22 protein-coding genes are annotated in these 25,592 nt (G+C 51.2%); 19 read left to right on the top strand and 3 right to left on the bottom strand.

Annotated features, from left to right (window positions below):
* Nucleotides 1–25 precede the first annotated feature (25 nt).
* Together CRO57_RS22620 and edd are read right to left on the bottom strand one after the other, a co-directional pair.
* Nucleotides 26–679, bottom strand: coding sequence for a bifunctional 4-hydroxy-2-oxoglutarate aldolase/2-dehydro-3-deoxy-phosphogluconate aldolase (locus CRO57_RS22620; protein ID WP_097155801.1), 654 nt, complete (start codon nt 677–679; stop codon nt 26–28).
* 13 nt (nt 680–692) lie between these two features.
* Nucleotides 693–2,507 carry a phosphogluconate dehydratase gene (gene edd, locus CRO57_RS22615; RefSeq protein ID WP_097155800.1) on the bottom strand — a complete coding sequence of 605 codons (1,815 nt, stop codon included), beginning with the start codon at nt 2,505–2,507 and terminating at the stop codon, nt 693–695.
* A 179-nt stretch (nt 2,508–2,686) separates the two neighbouring features.
* Between edd and CRO57_RS22610 the strand changes: the two genes are divergently transcribed.
* A complete protein-coding gene (locus CRO57_RS22610; RefSeq protein WP_097155799.1) occupies nt 2,687–3,694 on the top strand; it encodes a LacI family DNA-binding transcriptional regulator in 1,008 nt (335 codons plus the stop codon).
* 15 nt (nt 3,695–3,709) lie between these two features.
* On the opposite strand, the gene CRO57_RS22605 is transcribed toward CRO57_RS22610, so the two are convergent.
* Entirely contained in the window at nt 3,710–4,372 is a 663-nt protein-coding gene (locus CRO57_RS22605) for a GntR family transcriptional regulator (RefSeq protein ID WP_097155853.1), read from the bottom strand.
* 246 nt (nt 4,373–4,618) lie between these two features.
* Here CRO57_RS22605 and CRO57_RS22600 point away from each other — a divergent pair, with 246 nt between their 5' ends.
* From CRO57_RS22600 to CRO57_RS22515, 18 genes are all read left to right on the top strand, one after another.
* Nucleotides 4,619–5,056 carry a type II 3-dehydroquinate dehydratase gene (locus tag CRO57_RS22600; protein WP_097155798.1) on the top strand — a complete coding sequence of 146 codons (438 nt, stop codon included), beginning with the start codon at nt 4,619–4,621 and terminating at the stop codon, nt 5,054–5,056.
* Nucleotides 5,053–6,105, top strand: coding sequence for a Gfo/Idh/MocA family protein (locus tag CRO57_RS22595; RefSeq protein ID WP_097155797.1), 1,053 nt, complete (start codon nt 5,053–5,055; stop codon nt 6,103–6,105). The genes CRO57_RS22600 and CRO57_RS22595 overlap by 4 nt, the downstream gene beginning before the upstream one ends.
* Before the next feature lie 124 nt (nt 6,106–6,229).
* Nucleotides 6,230–7,225 carry a sialic acid TRAP transporter substrate-binding protein SiaP gene (locus tag CRO57_RS22590; protein WP_097155796.1) on the top strand — a complete coding sequence of 332 codons (996 nt, stop codon included), beginning with the start codon at nt 6,230–6,232 and terminating at the stop codon, nt 7,223–7,225.
* Between the two features lie 27 nt (nt 7,226–7,252).
* Nucleotides 7,253–7,756, top strand: a complete 504-nt coding sequence (locus tag CRO57_RS22585; protein WP_097155795.1) for a TRAP transporter small permease — start codon at nt 7,253–7,255, stop codon at nt 7,754–7,756.
* The gene (locus CRO57_RS22580; protein ID WP_097155794.1) at nt 7,753–9,048 is read left to right on the top strand and encodes a TRAP transporter large permease; all 1,296 of its coding nucleotides are present in this window, start codon (nt 7,753–7,755) and stop codon (nt 9,046–9,048) included. The genes CRO57_RS22585 and CRO57_RS22580 overlap by 4 nt, the downstream gene beginning before the upstream one ends.
* Before the next feature lie 10 nt (nt 9,049–9,058).
* Complete coding sequence (locus tag CRO57_RS22575) at nt 9,059–9,940, top strand: shikimate dehydrogenase (RefSeq protein WP_170956218.1); 882 nt, start codon at nt 9,059–9,061, stop codon at nt 9,938–9,940.
* A gap of 26 nt (nt 9,941–9,966) precedes the next feature.
* The gene (locus CRO57_RS22570; protein WP_097155792.1) at nt 9,967–10,779 is read left to right on the top strand and encodes a citryl-CoA lyase; all 813 of its coding nucleotides are present in this window, start codon (nt 9,967–9,969) and stop codon (nt 10,777–10,779) included.
* 45 nt (nt 10,780–10,824) lie between these two features.
* Entirely contained in the window at nt 10,825–11,988 is a 1,164-nt protein-coding gene (locus CRO57_RS22565; RefSeq protein WP_097155791.1) for a Gfo/Idh/MocA family protein, read from the top strand.
* Nucleotides 11,989–12,009: 21 nt separating this feature from the next.
* On the top strand, nt 12,010–12,657 hold the full coding sequence (locus CRO57_RS22560; RefSeq protein ID WP_097155790.1) for a hypothetical protein: 648 nt from the start codon (nt 12,010–12,012) through the stop codon (nt 12,655–12,657).
* Between the two features lie 66 nt (nt 12,658–12,723).
* Complete coding sequence (locus tag CRO57_RS22555) at nt 12,724–13,911, top strand: Gfo/Idh/MocA family protein (RefSeq protein ID WP_097155789.1); 1,188 nt, start codon at nt 12,724–12,726, stop codon at nt 13,909–13,911.
* A 410-nt stretch (nt 13,912–14,321) separates the two neighbouring features.
* Nucleotides 14,322–15,143, top strand: a complete 822-nt coding sequence (locus CRO57_RS22550) for a sugar phosphate isomerase/epimerase family protein (protein WP_097155788.1) — start codon at nt 14,322–14,324, stop codon at nt 15,141–15,143.
* A gap of 32 nt (nt 15,144–15,175) precedes the next feature.
* Complete coding sequence (locus CRO57_RS22545) at nt 15,176–16,585, top strand: aldehyde dehydrogenase family protein (RefSeq protein WP_097155787.1); 1,410 nt, start codon at nt 15,176–15,178, stop codon at nt 16,583–16,585.
* 3 nt (nt 16,586–16,588) lie between these two features.
* Entirely contained in the window at nt 16,589–18,370 is a 1,782-nt protein-coding gene (locus CRO57_RS22540) for a thiamine pyrophosphate-binding protein (RefSeq protein ID WP_097155786.1), read from the top strand.
* 278 nt (nt 18,371–18,648) lie between these two features.
* Nucleotides 18,649–19,215 carry an MAPEG family protein gene (locus CRO57_RS22535; RefSeq protein WP_097155785.1) on the top strand — a complete coding sequence of 189 codons (567 nt, stop codon included), beginning with the start codon at nt 18,649–18,651 and terminating at the stop codon, nt 19,213–19,215.
* Nucleotides 19,216–20,201: 986 nt separating this feature from the next.
* Complete coding sequence (locus tag CRO57_RS22530; protein ID WP_097155784.1) at nt 20,202–21,767, top strand: ABC transporter substrate-binding protein; 1,566 nt, start codon at nt 20,202–20,204, stop codon at nt 21,765–21,767.
* Between the two features lie 223 nt (nt 21,768–21,990).
* Nucleotides 21,991–22,965, top strand: a complete 975-nt coding sequence (locus tag CRO57_RS22525; protein ID WP_097155783.1) for an ABC transporter permease — start codon at nt 21,991–21,993, stop codon at nt 22,963–22,965.
* Between the two features lie 3 nt (nt 22,966–22,968).
* A complete protein-coding gene (locus tag CRO57_RS22520; RefSeq protein WP_097155782.1) occupies nt 22,969–23,886 on the top strand; it encodes an ABC transporter permease in 918 nt (305 codons plus the stop codon).
* 1 nt (nt 23,887) lies between these two features.
* Entirely contained in the window at nt 23,888–25,582 is a 1,695-nt protein-coding gene (locus CRO57_RS22515; protein ID WP_097155852.1) for an ABC transporter ATP-binding protein, read from the top strand.
* The last annotated feature ends 10 nt before the right edge of the window (nt 25,583–25,592 follow it).

Here is a 25,592-nt window from a genome sequence, read left to right as displayed (position 1 = left end):
TGCCATCCTGGGAACAGAAATCAATTCAGCGCGGTAGTTGAGCTGCTTGCCGGGCCAGTTCTTCAATGTCATCCCATTTGCCTTCTTTGACAAGACTTTTCGGAGCCACCCAGGACCCACCTGCACAAACAACATTGGGAAGCGATAGATAGGAGCCGATATTGTCCGGGCTCACCCCCCCGGTCGGACAAAAATGAAGCTGCGGGAGAGGGCCATTCAGGGCTTGAATCATCGCCGCTCCACCCGCAGCTTCTGCAGGAAAGAACTTGGCATAACGATAGCCACGCTCAAGAAGAGCCATGGCTTCGGATGCTGTTGATGCTCCTGCAAGTAGGGGTAGATCTGCTGCTTCGCAAGCGGTCAGCAAATCCGGGGTTGCACCGGGGGAAACCGCAAATTGCGCCCCGGCATCTTTTGCGGCCAGAACATCTTTCTGGCCAAGAACTGTCCCAGCTCCGACAATGCCGCCTTCAACGTCCGACATGGCCTTGATGACATCAAGGGCTACAGGAGTGCGCAAGGTCACTTCCAGTACCGGCAGACCGCCCGCCACCAGAGCCTTGGCCAGCGGGACCGCGTGGGCCACATCGTCAACTACCAGAACCGGAATAACAGGAGCAACAGAACAAATATGTTTCAAGCGCTCATTACTTTGGTCAAGCGAAGAATTCATTGTCATGGGTCAGACTTCTCTAAAAAATTGTTGCGCCGGTCTCGGCGGAACCAACGGACTGGCGGAAGGTAGCAAACATCTCTCGTCCCAAGCCTTCGTGACTGTCAGAAAGATCTGGCGCTGTGAAAGAACGATCCAGAACCGTTGGATCAAGAATTTCAAGCTTACCATTCCCGGCATCCACTCGCACCATGTCACCATTTTGAAGTTTGGCAATTGGACCACCGTCCAGTGCCTCGGGGCTGACATGAATGGCAGTAGGAACCTTACCTGATGCACCAGACATACGGCCATCGGTAACCAGAGCGACCTTGTAGCCACGGTCCTGAAGGACAGCCAGGATGGGCGTGAGATTGTGTAGTTCGGGCATGCCGTTGGCTTTCGGCCCCTGATAGCGGACCACCACCACAACATCCCGGTCCAACTCACCTGTCTGAAAGGCCGTTCTGACATCGGGTTGGTTGGTAAAGATCTGGACAGGCGCTTCAATCAGATGGCGCTCTGGGGCAACTGCGGAGACTTTCATCACTGCTGCACCGAGATTGCCGGCAAGGCGCTTCAAGCCACCGGTATCCTGAAACGGCTTGTCGAACGTGCTGATGATGCGATCATCAAGCGAAATGCCCGCGCCCGCAATCCAGGTCACATCCTTGTCACCACTCACCTTTGGCTCACGGGTATATAGCTCCATGCCGTCTCCGGCGATGGTTCTTGCATCTTCATGCAAGAGACCACCTTTCAAGAGCTCGCTCACCACAAGACCCAACCCGCCGGCAGCATGGAAATGGTTCACATCTGCCAGACCATTGGGATAAACCCGTGCAAGGAGTGGAGTGATTTCGGATATGTCGGCAAAGTCTTCCCAATCAATCAGAATGCCAGCAGCTTTCGCCATTGCCAGCAGATGGATCAGAAGATTGGTGGAGCCACCGGTTGCATTCAGGCCGACCATGCCATTGACGATGGCCCGCTCATCCAGAATATGGGCAGTCGGGCGGAAATCATTGCCAAGAGAGGTGATTTCCAAAGCGCGCTTTGCAGCCGCCTTGGTCAGGATATCACGCATATCATCGCCAGGATTGACGAAGGATGCACCGGGGAGTTGCAAACCCATGAACTCCATCAGCATCTGATTGGAATTGGCGGTGCCATAGAAGGTACAGGTACCCGGTCCGTGATAGGACGCCATCTCTGATTTCAGCAGCTCTTCACGTCCAACGAGACCTTTGGCAAATTCCTGACGCACGCGGGCCTTTTCATCATTGGGAAGGCCGGATGTCATGGGACCGGCTGGTACAAAGACCGCAGGGAGGTGACCAAAGGTCGCCGCAGCAATGACCAGTCCTGGTACGATCTTGTCACAAACACCAAGAAAAACCGCGCTGTCATAAACATTATGAGACAGGGCAATGCCGGACGCCATGGCAATCAGATCGCGCGAGAAAAGCGAAAGATCCATACCGTCTTGCCCTTGCGTGACGCCATCGCACATGGCCGGCACACCACCAGCGACCTGGGCGGTTGCCCCCATTTCGCGAGCAGCCTCGCGAATAAGGTCCGGATAGCGCTCATAAGGCTGGTGGGCAGAGAGCATGTCATTATAAGCGGTGACAATACCAAGATTGGGCGTGCGGGCCTCCGCCAGTCTTGTCTTGTCTGCGACAGGGGCAGCAGCAAAGGCGTGAGCCAAGTTACCGCAAGTCATATGCGCTCGGCCAGGCCCCTGTTCAATCGCTCGCTCGACCTTGGCGAGATAGGCGGCCCGGCTGTTGCGGCTGCGCTCGCGGATGCGATCTGTTACGCGCCTGATTTGGTCTTGCAAAGGTCTGTTCATGGTCCTGTACCCCAGCATGTGGGAAAATGTTAGCGCTAACATATAGAGAAATGCTGATTTTTGCAAGACTGTTTCTGATAAGAAAATTCACTTCTCCTGCCGATTGTTTCTGGCCTAGGATGCGCATCACCTGATATAGGATACAAATCCAGTTAATCTGCTGCTTTGAAGAGAATGAGATGGGCCAGAAGCCAACTTTGAAAAATGTCGCCCAACTGGCAGGGGTCAGTGAAATGACTGCCTCACGTGTTTTGCGCGGTGTTGGTGATGTGTCTGATCGCACGAAAGAGAAAGTGAAAACCGCTGCCCGTGAGCTTGGCTATGTACCCAATCGTATCGCAGGTGGGTTGGCATCCCGTTCGGTCAATCTTGTGGCTGTCATTGTGCCATCCATTCGAAACTATGTATTCCCGGAAGTTTTGACCGGCATCTCGGATGCATTGGCGGAATCGGAACTCCAGCCTGTCTTTGGGGTCTCCAACTATGATCTGGAGCAGGAAGAGCGGGTGATCAATGATATGCTGTCCTGGCAACCGCAAGGGATCATTCTGGCTGGTCTTCATCATACCGAGGCCGCGCAAAAGATGCTGGAAGCGGCCAATATCCCGATCATCGAGATCATGGATTGTGATGGAGATCCTATCGATATGTGTATCGGCATCTCTCATCGGCAGGCCGGGCAGGATATGGCACGTCTGATCATGGAACGGGGCTATCGCAAAATCGGCTTTGTTGGCACGCAGATGCCGTTGGATTTCCGTGCTCAGAAACGGTTGGAAGGGTTCAAGTCCGAACTGGCGCAAAACGACATGCAACTATCGGATGAGATTTATTATGATGCGCGCTCTTCCATTGCCAAGGGCAGGGATATGACCGTGACGCTGATGGAGCGCAGCCCCGATCTTGATTGTCTATATTATTCCAGCGATCTTCTGGCTGTCGGCGGGCTGATGCATTGCATGACAAGTGGTCTGAGCATACCCGACGATATTGCCCTGGCGGGTTTCAATGGGCTCGACATGCTGGATGGCCTGCCGACCCGTTTGGCAACCACGCATGTTCCCCGCTATGAAATCGGCCTGCGTGCCGCCAAAGCCATATTGGCGCGCAAGGAAAATCCCGACATGCCGCTCAAAGACAAGATGCAATTGCTCGACATCTCAACCGAGATGGCCGATACGCTCTGATCTTGACATGGTAGGTTAGCCGGTGATGAGTTCGCTATATGTTTGGTTGAGGCAGCTGATGACATGCTGTTTGAGTATTTTGACCGCCGTTTTCTTGTCGCGGTCGAGTGCAGCTTCAAAAAGCAGGCGATGTTCTTCGGCCGCAGGTGCGCCGCGAAAGGTCAGAACCTGCATCTGATACCGAAGATATTTGTCGAAAACAGTGCGATGCAATGACAAGAGATTCTTTGAGCCGCAGGCGAAAATAAGAGCTTGATGGAATTCCCAGTCGTAGCGTTTCCATAGCTCTTTTTGCGTTTCATCGCCGGAAAGCATTTTTTGTTCCATACGATGCAGCTTGTGATGAGCGGCTGCAACATTGCCTTCCCATTCGGTATCGCCATTGTCGATGGATTGCTCCAGGGCGCTGCATTCCAGCAATACACGAAGCGCTGCAATTTCTTCCAAATCACCTCGCGATACGGGCGCCACAAAGAAGCCGCGCTGCTCCTCAGCCACAACAAAGCCCTCGCTTGCAAGACGGTTCAAACTTTCTCTGACGGTGGAGATACTTGCCTTGTAGCGGTTTTTCATCTGATCGAGCTTGAGCTTCAAATCAGGCTCAAGACGACCGAAGATGATGTCTTCGCGAATGGTGGCATAGGTGCTGAGACCTACTGTATGGGCTGTGTTTTGCATTGGTCGAAAATAGCGGAGCAAATGAAAAATGTCAGCAAAATAATAAATTTTTGCAATTTTATAAACAGGAGTAAAAATCAGATAATAATAAAAATATCATATATTATTGACGAAATCGGACAAGACTTATAATCTCTGTGATGAAGATGCAGCAATGCTCTCGAACCGGTGATCTGTTCAGCCTAGGCGATCAAACCGACGAAGCTGGGTTCATTGTGTAGATTGGCTGAAACAAGGATTGTCTCGATGGAAAAAAGAATTTTATTTTTGAACGGACCAAATCTGAATTTGCTCGGAGAGCGGCAAAAAGATGTCTATGGCGAAGTAACCCTGGATGACGTGGAACAGCGCTGCCGGGTTTTGGCGGATGATTTGGGTCTGACTGTACGCTTTGAACAAACCAATTATGAGGGGGCAATGATTGAGCTGATCCATGAGGCGCGAACCTATGCCCATGGTATCATCATCAATCCGGGTGGATATTCTCATACATCGGTTGCCATACTGGATGCGTTGAACGCCTTCATTGGAACAGTGCTTGAAGTGCATGTTTCCAACATTCACAAGCGTCAGGCATTTCGTCACAAATCCTTTGTCTCGTTGCGTGCAGATGGTGTGATGGCTGGATTTGGAACGGATGGTTATGAGCTGGCACTGCGCCGCATGGCGAGTGTTCTGCTATGAGAGCCAAGAAAAAGATCGCCCTTGTCGGGGCGGGGCTGATTGGTCGGCGGCACTTTGATGTGATGCGCAAGCTTGATGACGATATCATCATCGACAGTATCGTTGACCCGTCAGAGGCGGGGCAAGATTTTGCAAAGTCCAGACATATTCCCTGGTATCCGTCAATCGGCGATATGATCCTGGCAAGCTCGCCCGATGGAGCCGTGCTGGCGACGCCCAATCAGGTTCATGTGGTAAATGGCGTAGAGTGTGTGAATGCCGGGATTCCGATCCTGGTTGAAAAGCCGATCGCGACATCCTGTTCTGCTGCAGAGGAGCTGGTAAAAGCGGCTGCAGACAATGATGTTCCTGTTCTGGTTGGCCACCACAGGCGACATAATCCCTGGATATGCAGGGCAAAAGAGATGATCAAAAGCGGGGGACTTGGCCGGGTTACCTCAGTTCATGGATCCTTTTGGCTCTATAAGCCTGAAGATTATTTTGAACAGGAATGGCGTCGCAAGGATGGTGGTGGTCCGATCATGGTCAATTTGATACATGACATTGATCTGCTTCGATATCTTTGTGGAGAAATCGAAATGGTACAGGCCATCTCCTCCAACAAGGAGCGTGGTTTCGAAACGGAAGATACCGCTGTTGCCATGATTGCTTTCAAATCGGGCGCGCTTTGTTCATTCAATCTTTCAGACACCATTGTCGCCCCCTGGAGCTGGGAGCTGACTGCCAGTGAAAACCCGGAATATCCGGCAACATCTCAGAGCTGTTACATGATTGGGGGCACCAGAGCATCCCTGTCGATTCCGGACATGAAAGTCTGGTCTCACGGTGAGCACGGCCATTGGAAAGAGCCGATCCATGCCAAATCTGTCAGTGAACCCAAGAGGGATCCATTGTTATTGCAGATGAAGCATTTCATTGACGTGATCCGCAAGGAAGCAGAGCCAATCGTCTCTGCGCAAGATGCCGTTGAATCCTTGCGTGCTGTTGAATCCATCAAGCTGTCAGCGTTGCAGAACAGGCCTGTCTATCTGCATGAAAAACAGACATAACGATAAATATCAGATATTTTTTAAAATATCTATGAATTTTAAATTCACTGTGCTATCAAGAGAAAATCGTAATTTCAGTTGGGTGGAGCAAAACTGAAATCTGACATCCAAGGGAGGAAAATATATGACAATCAAGTTTACACGTCGCAAAATGATGTCCGCACTGGCAACGGTTGCGCTTGTCGGAAGTCTGGCGACAAGTGCAATTGCAGCAGACAAGATCAAGCTTCGTCTGGCTTCATCGGGTTCAGCAACCGGCACCCGGGCAATCGCTCTGATCGAAAAATTCGGTCCGGGTGTGTCTGACTTTGCTAACTTTGAACCTCATTGGAATTCCTCATTGTTCAAGCAAGGCACCGAATTGGAAGCCATTGCCCGGGGCAATTTGGAGATGGCCATTGCTTCGGCGCAGGAGCTTGCTGAATTCTTCCCGGAATTCTCGATTTTTGCAGCCGGATATGTTCATCGTGATGCTGCGCATCAGGTGGCGGTTTTCAATGACCCATTGATGGACCCGTTTAAGAAAAAAGTGGAAGATGAGCTCGGTCTCAAACTTTTGACCGTCATGTATCTTGGTCGCCGGCAGGTAAACTTGCGCACGGATGACAAGGTCATGAAGCCTGAAGATCTGGCCGGTGTCAATTTGCGCATGCCAGGGACCGCAGCATGGCAGTTCCTTGGAAAGGCACTGGGTGCCAATCCAACGCCAATGGCTTTCTCCGAAGTTTATACCGGTTTGCAAACTGGTGCTGTCGATGGACAGGACAATCCCTTGCCAACGGTTGTTGACAAGAAATTCTATGAAGTAACCAAGCAGATCGTTCTGACCTCGCATCTGGTGGATCTCAATTATATTGCGATTTCCAAAAAGGTTTGGGATAGCATGACACCAGAGCAGCAGGCCAAGACACAGGCTGCTGCAGATGAGGCAGCGGAATTTGGTCGCCAGAAGCAGCTTGCGCTCGAAGAATCCCTTGTTTCGTTCCTCAAGGAAAAAGGGCTGAAGGTTTATGAGCCGGATGTGGCATCCTTCCGTAAACGCGTACAAGGTATGTATGTGGATTCCGAGTTTGCCAAAAGCTGGCCGAAAGGACTTCTGGAAAAAATCAACGCTCTTTAAGACTTAGGTGGGGGGAGGAGCCGACCAATGAACAGATTCAAGGATTGGCTCCTCAAAGGAGCGGAGAGCATAGCGGCGGCAATGTTGGCCGCTATGTTCCTCACCTTCCTGCTTCAGATTTTTTCACGCTATGTTTTGGCCGAGCCGTTTGGCTGGACACTGGAGCTGTGTCTGACGCTTTGGCTATGGATGATATTCTGGGGCAATGCGTTTGTCGTTCGCCATGATGAACATGTTACATTCGATGTGCTCTATCATGCGGTCGGCAAGCGAACACGACAGATCTTTGCCCTTTGTGGCGCTGCTGCCATTGTTGTCGGTCTGGCTTATTCTCTGGCTCCGACATGGGACTATATCGATTTTTTGAAAATCAAGAAAAGTGCGACGCTTCGCATTCCCATGCGCACAATCTTCTCGATTTATGCCGTGTTTTTGGTCGCGACAATCGCGGTCTATGCCTATCGGTTTGTTCTGATCCTGCGAAAGGGTGCACCGGAAGACTGGCACAAACATGAGGTGGGTGACACATGAGTATTCAATTTGCGGCCTGCCTTTTCACCATGCTCCTGCTTGCCGGAATTGGTACACCGGTTGCTTATTCCATCATCCTTGCGTCAATAGTCTATTTGGCAATTGCCGGGCAGGATATCGCCCTGGCAGGAGAACAGATTCTGTTTGGCGTCTATCAAAGTTTTGTTCTGCTTGCGGTCCCGCTTTTCATTGTGGCCGCCAACATAATGAATGCCGGTACGATTTCAGATCGATTGCTCAATTTCTGTGTCGCATGTGTCGGCCGATTTCGTGGCGGACTTGGACATGTCAATGTCGTTGCTTCTCTGATTTTTTCAGGCATGTCCGGCTCGGCCGTCGCAGATGCTGCGGGTATTGGCAAGATCATCATTGATATGATGCGCAAGGAGGGACGCTATCCTCCCGGATATGCAGCGGCCATAACCGCGGCGTCCGCCACGATCGGACCCATCATACCACCTTCCATTCCCATGGTGCTTTATGCTTTGATTTCGGATCAGTCCATTGGCTATCTGTTCCTCGGCGGTATTGTTCCCGGTCTTGTCATGGGATGTGTCTTGATGGCTTTGAACAGCTATCTGGCGAAGGTGCGTAACTTTCCGCTGGAAGATCCTGTTCCGGTTCGTGAATTGCCTGCATTGACGGTCGAGGCCTTTCCGGCACTGCTGATGCCTGCCATTTTGCTCTACGGGATATATGGTGGTGTTACGACGCCGACGGAAGCCGCAGCTGTTGCCGCTGCTTATGCGCTGATATTGGCTGCATTTTTCTATCGCGCGTTGAAGCTGCATCGTCTTTACGAGATTCTGGTCAGCTCGGCGCGGTCCTCGGCGGCTGTTGGATTGGTCATTGGCGGCGCCTTGATCCTCAATTATATCGTCGCGTCGGAGAATATTCCCAATCAGCTTGCCAGCAGCCTGGTCGGGTTGGATGTGCATCCTCTGATTTTTCTGCTTGGCGTCAATATCCTGTTGCTCTTGCTCGGGGCCATTCTGGATGCAACCACAATCATTCTCGTCATTTTGCCATTGTTCATTCCCAGTTGTCGTGAGCTTGGTATTGATCTCGTGCATTTCGGTGTCATTGCGGTCGTCAATTGCATGATCGGACTGATTACGCCGCCATATGGGATTCTGCTGTTTGTGATCAATGCCGTGACGGATATTCCCCTCGGTGAGATCATCCGTGAGTCCTGGATCTTCACGTTGGTTTTGATCGGGGCATTGGCCACCTTGATTCTGATCCCGGATCTGGTGCTTTGGCTACCACGACTGTTCGGATATGCGGGATAGGCTGACGGGCATGTCTATGACATCGAACCATTCGGTTCGCCAATCAGGCCACTTGAAAGCGGCCCTGATTGGCCGTGATATTCAGCTCTCACGCAGCCCTGATATGCATGAAGTCATGGGAAGAGCCCATCAGCTGGATTATCGATATGATTTGCTGGATCTTTCCCTGATCTCGCACACCAGGGATGACCTTGCCCATTGTCTGACAAATCTGGAAGAGCAGGGATATATCGGCGTGAATGTGACTCACCCGTTCAAAACCGAGGTCATCAAGCATATTGATGACATGGCTGAAGAAGCTCGTCAGATCGGCTCTGTCAATATTGTTCGATTTTCTGAAGGACGTCGAATTGGTCACAATAGTGATGGGCTGGGGTTCAAAAGTGCTTTTCAGGCTCAGTTTGGTGAGGTTGAGCGGGAGAGCGTTCTGCTTGTGGGAGCAGGAGGGGCAGGTTCGGCAGTGGCCTTCGCGCTTGTGGATCTGGGCGTTCGTACCCTGAATATTTTTGATAGCAAGGCGGAAAATCTGATTTCGCTCAAAACCAGGTTGAGACAATGTCATCCGGATCTTGTGGTTCGGATATATAGCGATCTGGATGAAGCGCTTTGTGAAAACCATGACGGGATCATCAATGCAACACCGGTTGGGATGTCTTCCTATCCGGGAAGTGTTGTGCCGTCCAGACATTGGCATGACAGGATTTGGGCGTCAGATATTGTCTATTTTCCGCAACAAACCCAGTTTCTGATAGATGCGCAAAGGGCTGGCTGCGCCACCATGTCCGGTGTGGGCATGGCAATTGGTCAGGCCATGCGGTCCTTCGAAATTCTGACAGGCCATCCTGCACAATATGAGCCATGTCTGCGAGTGTTTGATAATTCCGTATCATAGATGCAACCAAAAAGGTGATTGTCGCCATGCAAGACAGACAGGATAAACAAGCCATCGAACATTGGTGGCGAACCTCGATCATCGATATGTCGCCTGGCAGAATTTCTTTTCGAGGCAAACCTATTGAAGAGCTGATCGGGACAGTGTCATTCCCCCAAATGATCTGGTTCATGGTCATCGGAGAGATGCCGTCGGAAGGCCAGGCAAAATTGCTGGAAGCCGCCTTGGTTTCGGCGGTGGACCATGGACCACAAGCCCCTTCGATAGCTGCTTCACGAATGGCTGCCACTTGCGGGCTTGGGCTTAACAATGTCATGGCGACATCCCTGAATATGCTTGGTGATGTGCATGGTGGTGCTGGCGAGCAATGTGCAGAGCTCTATTATTGGGTCTCTGAGCATATCGAGAATGGCAAGACACGTGAAGACGCCGTCAATCTGGGGTTGGCCAGATGGCGAGAAGAGCGCGGCAAAATTGTCAGCGGATTTGGCCATCGGTTTCATAAACCCGTCGATCCCAGAGCGCCGCGTTTGATGGCTTTGGTGCGTAGTGCAGCCAAAGATGGATTTGTCACCGGGCAATTTGCCGATATTGGCGAAACCATTCAGGATCAGTTGGCGCGTGACAGGGGAGGGCGTCCGCTGGCGATGAATATCGATGGAGCCACAGCGGTTATCTTCTGTGAACTGGGGTTCCCTCCACCTTTGGCGCGCGGTGTTTTTTGTCTTTCCCGCTCTGTCGGAATTCTGGCCCACGCCTGGGAGCAGATGCAGCAGGGCGGGCGCAACAAAGGCCCCATGCCTCCCAAATTCCTACCTGAATATCAACCAGAAGAATAGAAACGACATCCGGGCGGCGTGATCCCGGATGTAACGAAGGTAATTATGATGTCAACGCTTCGCGTGGGGCTGATTGGATGTGGTGTCATCAGTGACATCTATATTCAAACCTGCCAGAAATTTGATGTTTTGGAAATCGTGGCCTGTGGCAGCCTCAATATTGAGGAGTCGCAAGCAAAGGCGGCCAAATATGGTATTTCCAAGGCCTGTTCTCCGGATGAGATCATTGATGATCCCGATATTGATTGCATTCTCAATCTGACAATTCCTGCAGTGCATGCAGAGATCAGTCTCAAGGCGCTTGCAGCTGGTAAACATGTCTACTCCGAGAAGCCGTTTGTGACGACCCTTGAGGATGGCAGGAAGATCCTCAAACTTGCCGAGGAAACAGGGCTGTATGTCGGCAATGCGCCTGATACGTTTCTTGGTGGGCGCTGGCAAACCGTAAGGCGCCTGATTGATGAAGGTGTGATCGGAAGGCCGACTGGCTTGTCTTCCTTTGTGGGTACGCATGGCGTCGAGCGTCATCACCCCAACCCTGATTTCTACTACCGCGCTGGCGGTGGACCCTTATTGGATCTGGGACCCTATTATTTGACCGTCATGGTATTTTTGCTCGGCCCTCTTCGCCGGGTATGCGGCCTGTCACGTCGAACTTTCGATGAGCGCATGATCGAGTCTCAGCCACGTCATGGAGAGATCATGAATGTGGAGGTGGATACCCATGTTCAAGGGATGTTGGAATTTTCCTCAGGTGCCATCGGGTCGATCACCATGAGTTTCGATGTATGGGATTCAGAAACGCCTCGCCTTGAAATATATGGAGAGAAGGGGACAATTTGTATTCCTGACCCTGATCCGGTGCATGGGGCCAACCTGTTTCAGGGTCCGGTATGGTACCGCACCAGAGAAACATCGCGTTGGACCTACAAGCCTCGTGTTGAAGGGCTTGATGACTGGCAGATCGCAGACAATCATCATGACCATAATGAGGATTCACGTGGTCTGGGGTTGGTTGATCTTGCCTATGCTGTGCGCGACAGGCGCCCTTTGCGGGCCAGTGGTGCTATGGCTCATCATGTTTTCGAGGCGATGCATGGAATTCTGGCGTCCCAGAATGATGGTCAATATTGGATGCTCCAGAGCACATGTGATCGCCCTGATATTCTTCCTGCCAATTTTCCGATCAGTGAAGATGCTGGCCAATAGGCCCTTCAAAGGATTTGTTTGATGACAATAAAAGTCCTGGCATTTGCCGACCCTTTTTTCTCCGTTCGCTATATTACGAATGAAACTGACTATGAGGTCGGTGAAAAATCAATTCTGGTCAATCTGTCTGAAAAACCGATGCATATCAGGGATCAGACACTTCAGTCCTTACAATCAGTTGTTGTCACAAATGTGGTTGTTGAAGATCTGGATCATGCGGTGATCATAGAGCGTTTTGCCGATTATCCTGATGAACAGCAATTGTTTGAGAAGGTTAGGAAGGTGTGGCCGTCCGCCTATGACGTGCGGGGCGAGGAGCGCCTCAAAGGTGTTGCTCATTATATGTCACCCAAAGAGGATTTGGGACAAATACGGCTGAGTATGTATCACGCCGGATCGGTACCATTGAAAGTGGGTTTGCACAAAGACCATCCGTTTTGCGAAGTGCCGGGTTTTCGCGAAGTCCACACCCAGATTGTCGGGTTTGGGAAGATGCAGCAATGCCGAGAGAGGGATGTCAGCACACTCTATATGGAGGAGCTGATGGCCCCGGGGACAACCCACCGGCCGATGTATGATGAGTTTGGCAATTATCCCTGGCATCAGTTTGAAACAATCACACCCGGTATTTTTATGGCTTTTGAAATTCTGCCCGAAAAAGCTGTGTGAGTTTACGCCCTGGACAGCCTCAGCCGTTCGTCAATTTTCAGGCTTGAATAATCTTTGGAGTTTCCCATGACCAAAATTCTACCCGTCGACTTCTCTTTTCAAGATGATTTTCCGCAATTGTCCCGGCGCTTGCGGTTGGGCATTGTCGGAGGGGGGCGTATCGCTGCAACTCAGGCAATGGCAGCCCGAATGAGCAATCATTGGGATATCGCCGCCGGGGCTTTGTCTTCAAGCCGTTCCAAAGCTCGTGCCAGGGGAGCAGAATGGTTTCTGCCAAATGATCGGTGTTATGGCTCGTTTGAAGAAATGGCTCGGGTGGAGTCACGAAGACCAGATGGTGTCGATGCTGTGATGATTACAACACCCAACCATGTTCATTTTGATGCTGCGAAGGCTTTCCTGAAAAATGATATTGATGTTTTGTGTGACAAGCCTTTGACCAATGATTGCGCCCAGGCACAGGAGTTGGAGCAAGAAACAAGTCAAACGGGTTTGGTCTTCGGTGTTTCCTACGTGATGTCGGCTTTTGCCATGGTCAGGCAGGCAAGAGAAATTGTGCTGAGTGGGGAGATTGGCGATGTTTGCCAGATTCATGTCGAATTCATGCAGGATTGGATGATACCCGAAGATGTGATGAAGGCCGAGCATGTGAAATGGCGATTGGACCCTGCCAAATCGGGCAAGACCAGTTGTACTGGTGATATTGGTACCCATGCTGCGCATCTGGCGAGCTTTGTTTCTGGCTTGGATATGACGCATCTACGGTCTGAAATGCATGTTTGTGGTGCGCCCAAGCAGTTGGAAGATACGGTTTTCATGATGACCAGATATGAAGGTGATGTGCCGGGCACGTTAATGGCCACTCGTATTGCGTCCGGAAATCGTGGAGGATTGCGGGTCCGGATTTTTGGAAGCAAAGGTGGTGTTGAATGGGATCTGGAGCATTCCGAATATCTGAAGGTCAATATCTATGGGCGGCCCGATCAGGTGATCTCCCGAGGTCATGGTCATGGCGTTCTGCCAAAGGTTCAGCGGCTGGTCAGAACAGGACGGGGTTTCCCTGAAGGGCTCATTGAGGCATGGGGCAATCTGTATACGGAGTTTGCCATGGCGGTGGCTGCAAGACGCGATGGCCTCACACCTCCACAATCCTGGTTGGATCTTCCTCTTGTTCAGGATGGAAGCAAGGGTGTTCGGTTCATTGATGCTGCTGTTGAATCTCACGAAACCGGAGGAAGCTGGGTAAGCTTGTAATAAATCCCATACATGAATTAGTCATAGAGCTGGAATTTGAAATTTGCCGATGGGCGAGGGGAGAAATCCCTTCGCCCTTTTTGTTGTCTGCATGTGGTTCCATGCCTTTGTTTTTGAGTTTTCCCCCCAGTGTCCTGAATTTTGTCGACGGTCAATTCAATCGGATTGTGTGATCTGTCATGCGAATTGGCAGATGTCTAACAGGCTGACTTCAAAGAACAATACCAGTTGGAGCCGGGATAAGGATCTACAGGGTCGTCCGGTTTTATCGCGCTTGATTGAAGATATTATGATTTTTTAGATAAAATATGTTGATTATAAAAATATCAGATATTATTGTTATTTTGATATATTTTTAGAGTCAGCAGATGTTTTCTGACTCTTTCATGAACCTGAAAGAGTGATCGTGAATGTCGTCATTTTCATTGGCACACCTGACCTTGATTGGATGTTCCGCGCCGGAACTGGTCTATATCGCAGCACGCTGCGGATATGATGCTGTCAGTCCGCGCTTCATTCCCATGCATGTGCCGGGAGAGTTTTCCTGCGAAGCTCACGATGTTTCTCTCGTGCAAGCAACCAAGGAAGCGCTGAAGAATACCGGTATCAGAGTTGGGGAACTGGAGCTCATTCGCATTGTCGAAGGAATGGATCCGTATGCCAATGAAGTGGCGATTTCGCTTGCGGCGGAAATGGGAGCGACCAGGATGATCACATCTGTCTGGTTGTCCGAGCCAGCGGAACGCACCTACATTGTCGATCAATATGGTGCTCTATGCGACATCGCTTATGATTATGGACTGACGGTCGATCTGGAATTTCCGACATTTTCTACCTTGAAAACCCTGCATGCGGCAGCAGATATCGTGCGCGCAGCAGGGCGCCCCAATGGTGGCATCCTCATTGACACAATCTATTCGGAATTTTCGGGGCTGAATCTCAATGAGATTGATAGCCTGCCAAAGGATTGGTTCCACTTTCTGCATATTGCTGACGTGCCTTCGGAAATTCCCACTTCGAACAATGGCATGATCGAAATCGCACGCGGTGCACGGCTCTATCCAGGAGAAGGGCGTATCGATTTCTCCGCCATATTGAAGCACTTGCCCCCGGTAACATTTTCCATCGAATTGCCAAATCTGGCGCGTGTACAGAAGCTTGGTTATGAAGGCCATGCGCGGCGCTGTCTGGAAACGGCCAAACAAACTCTTTTGCCAGCGGCTGATGTCTAACCGCTGCAATATCTCTTGAAAGGATTTATCTGATGGCCCGCGAAATCACCTCGGAGGAACGTGATCTGGTTGACCAGTTATTGGCCCGGGCGCGTTCAGCCATGGCTGAAGTTGAGAATTATAGCCAGGAACAACGCGATCGTCTCAGTCAGGCAATTGCCTGGTATGCAGGCAATGAAGAGACATTCACCCGTCTGGCACAACTGGGTGTCGATGAAAGCGGGATTGGAGATCGAGAAGGGCGCCCTGCAAAACGGTTCAAGATCCATATGGTCTTGCGGGACGTTCTGCGGACCCCGTCAACAGGTATTGTCGAGGTGGATGAAGCCAAGGGGCTGGTTAAATATGCCAAACCAGCTGGAGTCGTTGCTTCTCTGATCCCCATGACCAACCCTGCAATGACACCACCGGTCACTGGCGTATCTTCAGCCAATGCTGGCAATGCAGTTATTTTCTCACCACATCCACGCACCGCACGCACCACGACTGAAATGGTCGATGTCATGCGCGCTGCCTGCCGTGCTGTCGGTGCCCCGGAAGATCTGTTTCAGGTCATCTCCAAACCTTCCATTCCGTCGACCCAATATCTCATGCAGGTGTGCGATCTGACTCTGGCAACCGGTGGCAAACCAATGGTTCAGGCTGCATATTCAAGCGGCAGACCGGCCTATGGTGTCGGGGCTGGCAACTCATCCATTGTGATTGATGAGACCGCTGATATCGATATTGCTGCTGCCAATACTCGCATGTCAAAAACTTCCGATTTTGGTTCCGGATGTTCCGCTGATGGCAATATCATCATTCAGAAGTCTATCTTTGATGACATGGTAAAAGCGCTGGAAGCAGAAGGCGGGTATCTTTGCAATGAAGAAGAAAAGGCGCTTCTTGAAAAGGCGATGTGGGACGAAAAGGGCAATCGAACTTTTCCGACCATTGCCTGCAAACCGCAACAAACAGCTGATGTTGCCGGTTTCTCCATTCCCGAAGATCGCAAATTTCTCATGGTCTATAATCATGGACAAATAGGGCAGGAGCACAAATTCTCAAAAGAGAAGCTGACGACAGTGATGGCATTGTATCACTTTGATGGCTTTGATGATGCTCTTGAGACTGTACGCCAGATTTATGCTGTGGGTGGCAAGGGTCATTCCTGCGGAATTTATAGCCACAATGATGACAATATCGATGCTCTTGCGCGTGTCGCACCTGTAAGCCGCATGATGGTGAGACAGCCGCAATCCAAGGCCAATGCCGGTGCCTGGACCAATGGTATGCCGATGACAAGCTCATTGGGATGCGGAATTTGGGGTGGCAACATCACCAACGAGAATGTCACGCTGAAGCATATGCTGAATTATACCTGGGTCAGCCGTCCAATTGCAGAAGACAGACCTTCGGAAGAAGAGCTTTTCGGTGAGTTTTATAACGGGGAGGTCTTGTGAGTGATGACGATTGATCCAGCAAGAAAAACAGTTGCCGAACATCTGGTCGACTATCTGGAGCGGCGGGATATCAAGCATATTTTTGGTCTATGTGGCCATACCAATATTGCGGTGCTGTCGGCCCTGGAAGAAAGCGCCATTGATTTTGTCAATGTCCGTCATGAGCAGATAGCCAGCCATGCTGCCGATGCTTATGCGCGTGTAACCGGGCGAGCGTCTGTTGTTCTGTCTCATTTGTCACCCGGTCTGACCAATTGTGCAACCGGGGTAGCCAACGCCGCGCTTGATTGTACGCCTATGGTGGTCATCGCAGGGGATATTCCTACCCATTATTATGGGAAGCACCCCCACCAGGAGGTCAATCTGCATGCGGATGCCGCGCAATATGAGATCTACCGACCCTTTGTGAAGCGTGCCTGGCGCGTGGATCGGGCCGATCTCATGGCGGAAATCCTTGAAAAGGCGTTTCATCTGGCTGAAAGCGGTCAGCCCGGACCGGTATTGGTCAATGTTCCGATGGATATATTCAGCGAGGTCATAGACAGCGCAACATTTGATCGACTGCGCGATCACACCAAGTCATTGGTCAAGCCATCGATTGATGACGAGACAGCAGAGCGCATCTTGACGACACTGGCTGACGCCAAAGACCCGGTTCTGTATGTAGGGGGAGGTATCTTGCTGGCTGAGGCGTCGGACGAGCTGGAGGCCTTTGTTGATCATATGCAAATTCCGGTGGCGCATAGCTTGATGGGCAAGGGAGCCTTGAGCGATGCGCATCCGTTGGTTTTGGGCATGACCGGCTTCTGGGGAACGGAGCTCGTCAACAAGTCATGTCTCAATGCAGATATCATCATGGCCATCGGAACACGGTTCAAGGAAGCGGACTGTTCATCCTGGTATCCGGGTTATACCTTCAATATTCCAGGCTCGAAGGTTATTCATATCGATATCGAGCCATCCGAAATCGGACGGAATTATCCGACGGAGATCGGAGTTGTTGCGGATGCCAAAGCAGCTTTGCGGGTCCTGCTGCGTGTTGCCAAAAAGCTCTTTCCCAATGGTTTTGACAGACCGACACTGAAAGAAAAGATTGGTGCATTCCGAAAAGAATTCAAAGCTGGCAATGCAGAGATGGCAGCGAGCGATGCCTTTCCGATGATGCCGGAGCGGATTTTGTCTGATACCCGATCCGCCTTGCCAGATGATGCCATCATAACGACGGATGTCGGCTGGAACAAAAATGGTGTGGGTCAGCAATTTGACATTCTGACGCCGGGCAGCATCTTGACGCCGGGCGGTTTTGCGACGATGGGCTTTGGCCCTCCCGGTGCGATTGGGGCCAAGATTGCTGCGCCTGATCGTGTGGTGCTTTCGTTGGTGGGTGATGGTGGATTCGGGCAGAACCCGGCCATGCTGGCAACGGCAGTCGAACAGGATTTGGGTATTGTCTGGCTCGTCATGAACAATAATGCATTTGGTACAATTGCCGGGTTGCAAAAGGCCCATTATGGCAAGACCTATGGAACATTGTTTGATGGCAAGAATGGAGATGCCGAGCTTACGCCGAACTATGCCGATATCGCCAATGCTTATGGTGCGGTCGGTATTCGTATCTCGTCTGCCGCTGAATTGTTGCCAACCTTGAGAAAGGCAATAGCCAGTGGCAAGCCAACCGTGATTGATGTTTCCATGATCAACAATCCCACCCCTACCACGGGACATTGGAATATTCTTGATATCTACTCTCCCGACAAGGATGTGTCCCACGTCTCGACGGATTAGGACCCGGACCTGTTGCAAGAGCGACAGTGTATGATATTGGCCGCAGATCAGGGTCTGAAACCCGGTCTGCGGCTTGTCCTGTTGCCAATGGCGTTCTTGAATAGAGGCAATCCGTTTGTCAGGGTTTTGATCTTTGAAGGGTACTCGATTGTTGAGACATTGTTTGCCAACACAAGAGCCGATGCCAAGACCCCGGGCGGGTGAGCGGCTGGCCTCTTGTAAGCCGATATCCTCCGCCCTATTTTTGAAGGAGGTTTTTCTATGAAATTGGATTGCAGATGTCTCCAGACCAAGAACGAAAGAAGAAATTTGCCAGAATTATTCTTGGCTATCCATTTGCCTTGGTCCTTGTCAGTCTGCTGGTAAACTTCCTGCTGTTTGGGGTTGATGCAATTGTCATTGCCTTGCCAACTCCTTCAATTATCATGGCTTTGATACTGAGTGCGGTGTTGCTGCTGATAAATCACACATGGCTGATGACCAGTACCGAACTGACGCGCCTCAAATACAATATGCATGCAACGCCAGAAGAGTGGGCTGCGAGCAAGAACAGTCTGAGTGATGTTTCCCAAGAAGGTGTACGGGAGCTCCAGCGGCGCCACAATGCACATGGCAATGCGACTGAGAATATCGTTCACTTCGTATCCCTCGCTTTTTTGATCAGTATTGTTTCGCCCGTCACGATCGCAGCTCAAGTCTGGATTGTGGGGTTTGCAGTCGGCCGTGTGGGTCACACTTTTTCCTATCTGACTGGCAAGGATGGAGCACGAGGTATATTCATGAGTGTCAGCCTCGTTTCGCTGTATGGGATGGCCAGCTATCTTGTTGTCAGTATGTTCCTATGAATATTTGTACGGATTCCATAGGCAAGCCCTTGTATTATCATTTCAAATTCGTGTCCTTCTCTGCGAATGTCCGGTGTTGCGGGCAAAGAAATATTGGATCATGACAATTGGTGTGACTGCTTCATGATGTCTGTGACGGTGTTTTTTGTCGGTACCAGGATCTCAGGCAATCCAGCAGCAGGAACGCGCGTTGAACAGCCTGTATGACTTTTACCCTGATTTCGCTCTCTCGCGTGAATGGAATGCCAAGCCGAACCACAGTCATTGCTCTCAAATTCATTAATATTGATAAGAGTTACTTATCATTAATTATAAGACTCTGTTAACCATGTTCAAGTGATGATAGCTAAACCATCTTTTGACATGTTTTTAAATATTATTGTTATTTATTTCAATTGTTTAAATCCAATTGGCTCATGGTGTTTCATTGTGTTGGCTGCTGTTGCATCAGAGCGGCCTCTCAAATCTGATCGCTCAAGCGGGGCTGATCAACTTTTTGTGTGTGGAGTTGTATTTCTTCATACATAATTCGATGCCGCTTTTTTCAAGCCAACCTGTTGATACCCGTAAGGGTGAGAGGCTTGGCGGACTGTTCGGCCGCTGAGCCCTTCATCATGCCAGGGGAATATTGCTTTCCGAGATCGGAATATCATTATTCAAATTCATGGAATATTTTAGGATAAACGGTCTAAAAACAAATAGATAAACCCGTTTTGATGTTTGGGAGATAATCAGCGATCTACGGACCCGGTTTGTTTTTTACAATCCCAATGGAACAACCATAGCGCAGAAATGCAGGGTGATTCAGGTATCCGGAACCATGATAAATGATGCGAAATCTTTTGCTCTCTTGGTGATGAGTGAGAGAAGATCTTTCCCGGGAGGCTCCAACTTTCGTCGTGTTATTGGCTGGTATTCAATGAAAAGCTGTCATAACCTCAGGAAACTACTTACCGGAAATTACTAGTAATAACAGGTGGGTTTCTATGAAACGATCGATATTAATCGCAATGGCGTCTCTTTTGATTTCAGGGACTGCAAATGCCGAGACTTTCCGCTGGGCGGGTAAAACGGATCCACAAACGATGGACCCTCATGCCGTCAATTCAGCGCCCGTACTGGGCTTTCTGAACAATGTGTATGAAGGCCTTGTTCGCCGCAATAAGAATATGGCGATTGAACCTGCTCTGGCCACATCCTGGGAACCTATTGGTGAGGGTAAAGGCTGGCGCTTTAATCTTCGCAAGGGCGTGAAATTTCACGATGGCAGTGATTTCGACGCTCAAGATGTTCTTTTCAGCTATCAGCGTGCATCTGCTGAAGAGTCAGATACCCGCAGCTGGTTCGCTCCTGTGTCTGACGTCAAGGTGGTTGATGATTACACCATCGATATCATGACCAAGGCTCCGAACCCGATCTTCCCGGATTCAATTGCAAACTGGATGATCATGGATTCCGGGTGGGCCGAAACCAATAATGCAGCCCGTCCGGACAAGGAAAAAGGCAACTTTGCCACCTTGAATGCCAATGGCACCGGTGCCTTCAAACTGACCGATCGTCAGGCTGGTCTGTCCACGACCTTGAAGCCGTTCGAGAAGTGGTGGGACAAGGCAGAGCATAACATCACCGAGGCCACCTTTACCCCGATCAGCAATCCGGCAACTGCTGTTGCTGCCTTGCTGTCCGGCGAAGTCGACATGATCAATCCGGTTCCAATTCAGGATGCCGCTCGTATTGATGGCAAAGGTGGAACCAAGGTCATCCGCGGGATTGAAGCCCGTGTGATCATGCTTGGTTTTGGCCATGACCATGCTGAGCTGAAATATACGTCTGATGCTGGCAAGAAAAACCCGTTTCAGGATGCGAGCGTTCGTGAGGCAGTTGCAAAGGCGATCAATGTTGATGCCATCCGTGTAACCATCATGCGTGGGTCTGCTGAAGCTGCCAGCCAGCTGGTCAGTCCTGCCATGCGTGGATATTCAGAAGCAAATGCAGCCCGCACAGCTTATGATCCTGAAGGGGCCAAGAAGCTTTTGGCTGATGCCGGATATGCGGATGGCTTTTCTTTTGGTCTGAAATGCCCGAACAATCGCTATCTCAATGATGAGGCTGTCTGTCAGGCAGTGACCGGCATGCTGGCGCAAATCGGCATCAAGGCTGAGCTGGATGCAATGCCAGTGCAAAATTACTGGCCTGAGCTGCGTGGCGACAATTACGACATGTATCTGTTGGGTTGGTCTCCGGGAACGCTCGACCATGAGCATCCTGTCCGCTTCCTGGTCACCACACCAAACAAGGAAAAGAAGCTGGGTTCCTGGAATTTTGGCGGCTTCTCCAATGCCAGGGTTGATGAATTGCTGCCAATGATTCAGTCCGAGATTGATGACAAAAAGCGTCAGGCCATGATTGATGAAGTGGTTTCCATCTATCAGTCAGAGCATGCTTATGTGCCGCTTTATGTTCAGCCGCTGGTATGGGGAATTCGGGACAATGTGACACTGACACAGCGTCCGGATAACTTCTTCATCCTGCGTTGGGCTCGCGTGAACTAAGCTTACGATAATCAGATGCGCGTCCCGGATGGTTCTTGCCATGCCGGGATGCGCGTTCTTTGGAACTTGATTTGGAAGTCCTGAACCAAGCCCTCCCCCTCCCAAACCACCCGTCATGGTACCCCCAAGGTACTTTCTGTGGCGGTTTGGGAGGGGGAGAGGGCTGGTGAAGCAGCCTGAAAGGCTTAATGAGCCTTTCAAATCGGGCACTTAGAGAAGCCGCATGATTTCATATATCCTAAAACGTGCGATGCAATCCGTGGTGGTTCTGTTCGCCGTGGGGCTGGTTGCATTTGGCATGTTCCGCTTTGTTGGTGATCCCATCGACAATTTGCTGGGACAGGAACGTACGGAAGCGGACGTCGAGCGTTTGCGAGAGCTGCTCGGTCTGAACGATCCTTTTGTTGTTCAATATTGGAACTTTCTCTCCGGAGCCTTTCAGGGAGATATGGGGGTCAGCTATCGTCAGGGACGGCCCGCTCTTGAAATCATTCTGGAACGCTTGCCCGCGACATTGGAACTGGCCATGGTGTCAGCTGCGCTGGCAATGGTGATGGGGATCCTGCTGGGTATCTATACCGCCATCAATCGCAAGGGTTTCATCACGACAACCATCCTGACAACATCCCTGATCGGGGTTTCCCTGCCGACCTTCCTGATTGGCATTTTGCTGATTTATGTGTTTGCCGTCGAGTTTGGCATCTTGCCCAGCTTTGGACGCGGCGAGGTCGTGGATCTTGGCTGGTGGAAGACGGGGCTTTTGACATGGTCGGGGATCAAGGCGCTGATATTGCCTGCCATCACCCTTGGCCTCTATCAGATGACGCTGATCATGCGCCTGGTCCGATCCGAGATGTCCGAGATTTTGAAGCAGGATTATATCCGCTTTGCACGGGCTCGTGGGCTGACCGAAAAAACCATCAATTTCCGCCATGCCGTGAAGAATACGCTGATACCGGTAATCACGGTGGCAGGTCTTCAAATCGGCTCCATCATCGCTTTCTCCATCATCACCGAGACGGTCTTCCAATGGCCCGGCGTGGGGCTGCTCTTCATTGATTCCGTGCAGTTTGTCGATATCCCGGTCATGGCCAGCTATCTGATGATGATCTCGGTGATGTTTGTGGGCATCAATTTCATTGTCGACATGCTCTATCTGGCAATTGATCCGCGCCTGCGCGATGGAAAGGAGGACTGACCCATGGCTATGTTGAAACGTGTCATTGATAGCGATCTGTTCTGGTCTTTCCGCCAAAGCCCGGTCGCGATGATTTCCGCTTTTGTTGCGCTGTTGCTGATGTTGTCAGCAGTCTTTGCGCCGTTGATTGCGCCTCACAATCCGTTTGATCCGGCCTCGCTGAATCTGATGAATGGCTTCTCCAAACCGATGGAGCCAAACCAGTTCACGCAGGATGTCTTCCTGTTCGGAACGGACGATCAGGGAAGGGATGTCTTCTCGACCATTCTCCATGGCATGCGGATTTCGCTCTTTGTCGGTTTTGCTGCCGTTCTGTTCGCCATGGTCATTGGCGTGGTAGCAGGTCTGGTGGCCGGCTATGTAGGCGGTCGCACGGATGCCTTCATCATGCGCATTGCTGATATCCAATTGACCTTTCCATCCATTCTGGTGGCGATGCTGATCTTCGGCATTGCCAAGGGTTTCACACCTGTTGACATGCGCGATCAGGTGGCCATCTGGGTTCTGATTATCTCCATCGGTCTGTCTGACTGGGTGCAGTTTGCCCGCGTTGTGCGCGGTGCTGCATTGGTTGAGAAGAAAAAGGAATATGTCGAAGCGGCGGCTCTTGTCGGACGCAAGCCAACGGCGATCATCTTTCTTCACATTCTGCCCAATGTGTTGTCGCCTGTGCTGGTAATTGCCACCATCTCACTGGCACTGGCCATCATTGCCGAGGCGACTTTGAGTTTCCTTGGAATTGGCGCGCCGCCAACCGAGCCTTCCTTGGGGACGTTGATCCGCATCGGGCAAGGATATCTCTTCTCCGGCGAATGGTGGATCCTCTTCTTCCCGGCTGTCACCTTGTTGCTGCTTGCCTTGTCGGTAAACCTGCTGGGTGACTGGCTGCGCGACGCCCTAAACCCGAAATTGGATGATTGATATGACACTCTTGGATATCAAAAACATGCGGGTGGAATTTCCGGGTCGTCACGGCGTCTTCACATCGGTCGATGATGTCAGCCTGTCTGTCGCGGAAGGGGAAATCCTTGGCCTGGTCGGGGAATCCGGCGCAGGCAAATCGACCGTCGGCAATGCCGTGATGGGTCTGTTGCAATCGCCCGGCAAGATGGTGCAAGGCGAAGTCCTGTTGCATGGAGAGCGGATTGATCAGCTCTCAAAGGCCGATTATCGCTGTATTCGTGGCAAGCGCGTGGCGATGATCTTTCAAGATCCGATGACCTCGCTCAATCCGATCGAGACCATCGAGCATCAATTGATGGAGACCATTCTCACCCATCTCGATATTTCGCGCGAGGACGCACGAAAGCGGGCGGTGGATCTGCTTGATCAGGTCGGCATTCCCGACCCGGCCGTGCGCATCAAGCAATATCCGCATCAATTTTCCGGCGGTATGCGTCAGCGCGTGGTGATTGCACTGGCACTGTGCGTGGAACCGGAACTGATCATCGCGGATGAACCGACCACGGCGCTGGACGTGACCATTCAGGCGCAGATCCTGCAACTGATCAAGGATCTGTGCCGGGATCGCAATCTCGGGGTCATTCTGGTCACCCATGATATGGGTGTGATTGCCGAAACGGCTGATCGTGTCGCCGTGATGTATCGCGGCCGTCTGATTGAGGTGGGTGATACCGAGCAGATCATGAGCGATCCGAAGGAGCCCTATACCCGTTCCCTGATTGCAGCTGTCCCGCCATCCAACAGGAAGATTGACCGCTTTCCAAAGGTTGCCATTGAAGAGAGCGATGGCAATGCCTTGCAGAATTTTGACCTTCAGAGCCATTGGTTGGGGCAGGGGGATGCGTTCGATACCAGTCAGGTCAATTTGCTGGAAGTGAGCGATCTGCATAAGCGTTTTGTGGTGCAGAAAGCCTTCTTCAAGCGCAACAGAAAATATCTTGATGCGATCAATGGCATCAGCTTCAACGTCAAGGCAGGGGAAACCTTTGGTCTTGTCGGCGAAAGTGGATCGGGCAAATCGACCGTTGCCCGTGTCATCACCGGCATTCACTCAGCCAGCGGTGGGGCCATGCGATTTGCGGGTCAGGACCTGATCGGCAAGGAAGGGGCCAGACGACAGGATGATCTGAGGCGTGACATTCAGATGGTGTTTCAGGATCCCTATTCTTCCCTCAATGGCCGCATGAAAGTCAGCTCAATCGTTGCAGAACCGATCATTGTCAACAAGCTGGCCTCCAGCAAGGAAGAGCGCAATGAGGTTGTCATGGATCTTCTGGAGCTGGTGGGTTTGGGCAAGGATGCTGCACGCAAATATCCGCATGAGTTTTCAGGGGGTCAGCGGCAGCGCATTTCCATTGCAAGAGCCTTGGCAACGCGCCCGCGCTTCCTGATTTGTGATGAGCCAACCAGCGCATTGGATGTCTCCATCCAGGCCCAGATTCTCAATTTGCTGAAAGATTTGCAGGATGAGCTGAAATTGACGCTGCTCTTCATCAGCCATGATCTGCCGGTCATTCGTCAGATGTGCGACCGCATCGGCGTCATGCGCCATGGGGATCTTGTGGAGGTAGCGGAGACGGAAGCTCTGTTCGAACAACCACAACATAGCTATTCGCAAACCCTCATCAATCAGATGCCAAAGTTCGCCAAATAGCGGTCTGATC

It is taken from the genome of Cohaesibacter gelatinilyticus (assembly GCF_900215605.1).
Taxonomy (GTDB): domain Bacteria; phylum Pseudomonadota; class Alphaproteobacteria; order Rhizobiales; family Cohaesibacteraceae; genus Cohaesibacter; species Cohaesibacter gelatinilyticus.
Note: the sequence above shows the minus strand (reverse complement) of the source record. Positions and strands in the feature narration are given on the sequence as shown.